Raw genomic sequence first — 5,374 nt, forward strand, 5'->3', positions numbered from 1 at the left:
CCTCTGCCGCCCTGCCGGACGCCGTTCTCCGATCTGCCCTCCGGGCGCTTGCCGTTCTGATTTCTGCCGCCCTGCTGGCCGCTGTTCTCCGATCTACCCTCCGGGCGCTGTCCATCGCCACGCTGCTCTACGCCGCGGTCGTCGCGCACCTCACCGTCTCTGTCCTCTCCGAGTGCATCGTCGTTCTGCTGCCCTCTGCCGCTCGGACGACCGTTTCGCTCACCTCTGCCATTCCGGCGATTGTCCTGCCGGCCGCCGTTCTCCGATCTGTCCTCCGGGCGCTGTCCGTTCGGACGTCCTTCCGGCTTGCTGCCCGGGGCACCGTGGTTTCCGCCATTCTCACTGTTGATATTCGCACTGTCACTCACAGTCACGGTCCGGCTCTCGCTTCCGACGGTCACAGTATAGTTCTCATCCTGTTTCAGATCCGCGGCGCTGAAGAGCAGCGTATTAAATGCCTGCGTCGTAGCGGTATTCTCATATACCACATTGCCCTTCGAATCCGCAATCTTCACCTTAGTCCCAGCCCCCTGCGTCGAATTGAGGGAAACGACCAAGCTCTTTTGCGTCGAACCGCTGTCGTTTAGCGTCTGAAACATGCCGCTGTCCCCCGTCACGAAGACAGTGCCGCCGGTAATCACGCCCTTGCCGTCGTAGTCAAGCGGCGCATTCCCGCCGTCCGAGGGACCGTCGACCACAACCGTGCCGCCGCTGATTGTGAGATCTCCGTTCGAATCAATGCCGTCGCCGCCGGCCTTGACGGTGACCATGCCGCCGCTGATGCGAACAGCTGCGCCCTCGGTTGCCTGCCCCGGTGCCGCGTCGCTGCCGGCCCCGTCGGAGGCATTGATGCCGTCATCCTTTGCGGTCACCGTGATAACACCGCCCTGAATGTCTACGACCAGACCTTCCAGTCCTTCCTCGGACTCCGTGACATTGATATTGCCGTTTCGAACAGTCAGAGTCTCATCCGCGTGGATGCCGTCATCTCCCGCTTTCAAAGTGAGCGTGCCGCCCTCCACGGTGACATTCGCCTCACTGTGAATCGCATCCTCTGCATTTCCCTGTACCGCAAGGGTACCGTTTCCGGAAATCGTGAGGTCTGACTTCGCATAGATGGCAGCCTTGTTGTCCTCCGAGCTGCTTCTCAAATCCGAGACCGCATTCTCCGTGCCATCCTGCAGGACAATTGTGACGCTCGCTCCGCTCTCGAATACCAGCGGCGCATTGGTCGAATTGCTGATTGTGAAGCCGTCAAAGACCAGTTTGATTTCCGCGCCCTCTTCTGCATCCGCCACCAGCTGACCTTCGGCGAAGTTTCCGCGAAGCACATAAGTGCCTGCCTTTTGAATGGTCACTGTGCCGTCTGCAGCAACCGCTCCGTCGCCGGTAACTGTGATGACACTGCCATTCGCGCTGATGACGGTTGCATCGGCCGTGTTCTCCACAGTGCCTTCTCTGTGTTCCGCATTCGCCTCCGTTGCACTCCGCGCCGCAAGGCTTGTAGCCGCGCCCGCATAGCTTCCGCAGGCGCCGAGCGCCATTGCGAGGGAGAGAGTTGCCGCCGTCAGTACAAGGTGTTTCTTTTTCATAAGATTACTCCTTTCCGCCAAATCATGGCACCGAAGGATTTCTTCGGGTGTTTGTTTGTTGATGGTCACACTTTATCAAGCGAAGCTGAAAGGAAGCTGAAAGGAACCGGCATTTCTGTGAAGACTCTGTGAAAAAAAGAAGCTGTCCGCAAATCTGCGGACAGCTTCTTTGAACTGTTTGCCAATCGATTTAATTGTCGCCGAGCGTTGCAAAGCCGTAGGCGTTCACCAGCGCATCCAGCTTCTCGCCGGACTTGCAGAGCGGGCACTCCCGATAGTCATAGGACGCGTAGTCCGGAATATCCTTCTTGCCGAACACCGCCGAAATCGGGATATCGTGATAGGTCTCACAGGCGCTGAAAATCGCCGAGACTCCCGACAGCGTGCCGCCGTAGTACTGAATGCACTCGAGCACCTTATCGAGCGTGCGCCCCGTCGTGATGCTTGACATCAGCACCATAATGTTCTTGCCCGCAATCTCCGGGAGCAGATTATTGCGGAAGATGAGCTGCGAGTTCGAGTTGAATTCCGGGTGTACCACATACATGGTCTTATGCGCATTCGTGGAGAGGAAGCCCTCCTTGGTCAGCTCTTCCGCGAGGTAAGCGCCGATCACATCCGTTCCCTCCATGCAGACGATGGTGTCAATCACCGTGCCGAAGAGATAAGTGCCCGTCAGATAACGCGCAATTTCCTTGGCCTCGCCGCTTCTTGTCTTTAAGGTCGTCACATCAATGTAGTAGTTAATGTGCGCGTGATTCGAGGCAAAATGCCCCTTGCGGATCTTGAGAGGTGCATCACAGCCGGCAGTATAAACCTTTGTATCGTTTGTATTTTGCATAACGCTTCCTCCTTTTGACAAGTTCCTGTAGCATTATTGTAAAAGAATTCCGCGGTGAATGCAACAAAAAAACCCAGAGCTTACGCTCTGAGTTCTGTGTTGAATCCTGCCGGCGACCGGGGTCGAACCGGTACGGTCATCACTGACCACAGGATTTTAAGTCCTGGGCGTCTGCCAATTCCGCCACGCCGGCAAATCGCATCAACGCCTGATGCAGCGACCCGAAACGGACTTGAACCGTCGACCTCCGCCGTGACAGGGCGGCGCTCTAACCAACTGAGCCATCGGGCCAAAACTCCTCGTGTTGGACTCGAACCAACGACACCGCGGTTAACAGCCGCGTGCTCTACCGACTGAGCTAACAAGGAATACTACTGAAGTGGAGCTTCGGGGACTCGAACCCGGGACCGATCGGTTATGAGCCGACTGCTCTAACCAGCTGAGCTAAAGCTCCAAGGTGAGTTCCTAAACTCTAGTGACCCCAACGAGGTTCGAACTCGTGTTACCGCCGTGAAAGGGCGATGTCTTAACCGCTTGACCATGGGGCCATCTTTACACCCTGAAAATCGCACACAGAATTTCTTATCTATTCATCTCTTTTCCCAAACCCTTTGGTTAAACCCTCGACCGATTAGTAAGAGTCAGCTGAACGTGTCACCACGCTTACACCTCTCTCCTATCTACCTTGTCGTCTTCAAGGGGTCTTACCGCTTTCGCATGAGATATCCCATCTTGAGGGGGGCTTCACGCTTAGATGCCTTCAGCGTTTATCCCGTCCCGACTTGGCTACCCGGCCATGGGGTTGCTCCCCAACCGGTACACCAGTGGTCAGTCCATCCCGGTCCTCTCGTACTAAGGACAGCTCCTCTCAGATATCTTACGCCCGCGCCGGATAGGGACCGAACTGTCTCACGACGTTCTGAACCCAGCTCGCGTACCGCTTTAATGGGCGAACAGCCCAACCCTTGGGACCGACTTCAGCCCCAGGATGCGATGAGCCGACATCGAGGTGCCAAACCACTCCGTCGATGTGAACTCTTGGGAGTGATAAGCCTGTTATCCCCAGGGTAGCTTTTATCCGTTGAGCGATGGCAATCCCACTTTATACCACCGGATCACTAAGTCCTACTTTCGTACCTGCTCCACCCGTCGGTGTCGCAGTCAAGCTCCCTTCTGCCTTTGCGCTCTTCGAATGGTTTCCAACCATTCTGAGGGAACCTTTGAGCGCCTCCGATACACTTTCGGAGGCGACCGCCCCAGTCAAACTCCCCACCTGACATTGTCCCCCATCCGGATCACGGATGTAGGTTAGAAATCCAGTGCCACAGGGGTGGTATCCCAACAGCGGCTCCGGAAAGACTGGCGTCCTTCCTTCTTAGCCTCCCACCTATCCTGTACGAGTAACACCGAATCCCGGTATCAAGCTGGAGTAAAGCTCCATGGGGTCTTTCCGTCCTGGCGCAGGTCACCAGCATCTTCACTGGTACTTCAATTTCACCGGGTGCATTGTTGAGACAGCGCTCAAATCATTACGCCTTTCGTGCGGGTCGGAACTTACCCGACAAGGAATTTCGCTACCTTAGGACCGTTATAGTTACGGCCGCCGTTTACTGGGGCTTAAATTCAAAGCTTCGCTTTCGCTAACCTCTCCTCTTAACCTTCCAGCACCGGGCAGGCGTCAGCCCATATACCTCACCTTACGGTTTCGCATAGACCTGTGTTTTTGCTAAACAGTTGCTTGAGCCTTTTCTCTGCGGCTGCATCTCTGCAGCACCCCTTCTCCCGAAGTTACGGGGTCATTTTGCCGAGTTCCTTAACAATGCTTCTCCCGCCGGCCTTAGGATCCTCTCCTCATCCACCTGTGTCGGTTTGCGGTACGGGCTGACATGATACAATAGCGGCTTTTCTCGACAGTCCCTCCACCGGCTTCGCTACTTATATTTCGCTCCCTATCACGCTTTCGGATTGTGCGGCGGATTTGCCTACCACACTCCTAGCTTCGCTTCGCCCGGTCTTTGCTCTCCCGGGTCCGGTTTTGTTCCTGTGTCCCCACAGTTCTGATCATGTCAGGTGCAGGAATATGAACCTGCTGTCCATCGACTACGGATCTCTCCCTCGCCTTAGGTCCCGACTTACCCAGGGCAGATCAGCTTTACCCTGGAATCCTTGGATATTCGGCCATGATGATTCTCACATCATTCTCGCTACTCATTCCGGCATTCTCTCTTCTCAGAACTCCACGCTTCCTTGCGGTAGCGCTTCGGCACTCTGAGATTGCTCCTCTACCAATGTATTACTACATTCCTAAGCTTCGGTATCGTGTTTTAGCCCCGGAAATTTTCGGCGCAGGACCTCTCGACTAGTGAGCTATTACGCACTCTTTGAATGTGTGGCTGCTTCTAAGCCAACATCCTAGCTGTCTTCGAAATCCCACATCCTTTTCCACTTAACACGTATTTTGGGACCTTAGCTGTAGGTCTGGGCTCTTTCCCTTTTGACTGCCCAACTTATCTCGTGCAGTCTGACTCCCGACCATCATCAGGACGGCATTCGCAGTTTGATATCCCTTGGCAGGCTTTGACGCCCCCTCAGGAATTCAGTGCTCTACCTCCGTCTGACTAAGTCGAGGCTAGCCCTAAAGCTATTTCGAGGAGAACCAGCTATCTCCGGGTTCGATTGGAATTTCTCCCCTATCCACACCTCATCACCACCCTTTTCAACGGATGTGTGTTCGGTCCTCCATCCCCTTTTACGGGGACTTCAACCTGGACATGGATAGATCACCCGGTTTCGGGTCTGCCGATGCTGACTGTAAGCCCTATTAAGACTCGGTTTCCCTTCGGCTCCGGACCTGTAGTCCTTAACCTTGCCAGCACCGGCAACTCGCCGGACCGTTCTACAAAAAGTACGCGGTTGTGCGTTCATGTATCGCACTTCCACT

Annotated in this window: 2 protein-coding genes, 5 tRNA genes and 1 rRNA gene; all 8 read right to left on the reverse strand. The window is 55.1% G+C overall.

Annotated elements, in window-relative coordinates; all coding sequences use genetic code 11:
- Positions 1 to 1,592: carbohydrate-binding domain-containing protein (locus HMPREF9623_RS02905; RefSeq protein ID WP_009532404.1), on the reverse strand; the 1,592-nt coding region annotated here is incomplete at its 3' end.
- Positions 1,593 to 1,782: 190 nt separating this feature from the next.
- Entirely contained in the window at positions 1,783 to 2,433 is a 651-nt protein-coding gene (locus HMPREF9623_RS02910; RefSeq protein ID WP_009532405.1) for a type I phosphoribosyltransferase, read from the reverse strand.
- Between the two features lie 107 nt (positions 2,434 to 2,540).
- Positions 2,541 to 2,626, reverse strand: a tRNA-Leu gene (locus tag HMPREF9623_RS02915).
- Between the two features lie 24 nt (positions 2,627 to 2,650).
- Positions 2,651 to 2,724, reverse strand: a tRNA-Asp gene (locus HMPREF9623_RS02920).
- Positions 2,725 to 2,728: 4 nt separating this feature from the next.
- Positions 2,729 to 2,801 (reverse strand) — tRNA-Asn (locus HMPREF9623_RS02925).
- Positions 2,802 to 2,813: 12 nt separating this feature from the next.
- A tRNA-Ile gene (locus HMPREF9623_RS02930) sits at positions 2,814 to 2,887 on the reverse strand.
- A 22-nt stretch (positions 2,888 to 2,909) separates the two neighbouring features.
- A tRNA-Glu gene (locus HMPREF9623_RS02935) sits at positions 2,910 to 2,981 on the reverse strand.
- A gap of 63 nt (positions 2,982 to 3,044) precedes the next feature.
- Positions 3,045 to 5,374: ribosomal RNA gene (locus tag HMPREF9623_RS02940) — 23S ribosomal RNA — on the reverse strand; the annotation flags it as partial.

The sequence above is a fragment of the Stomatobaculum longum genome (assembly GCA_000242235.1).
In the GTDB taxonomy this organism is placed as follows: domain Bacteria; phylum Bacillota; class Clostridia; order Lachnospirales; family Lachnospiraceae; genus Moryella; species Moryella longum.

What these genes read in the sequence shown, in the direction of transcription:
- HMPREF9623_RS02910 (WP_009532405.1), bottom strand. Translation starts at nt 2,433, where the DNA reads ATGCAAAATACAAACGATACAAAGGTTTATACTGCCGGCTGTGATGCA.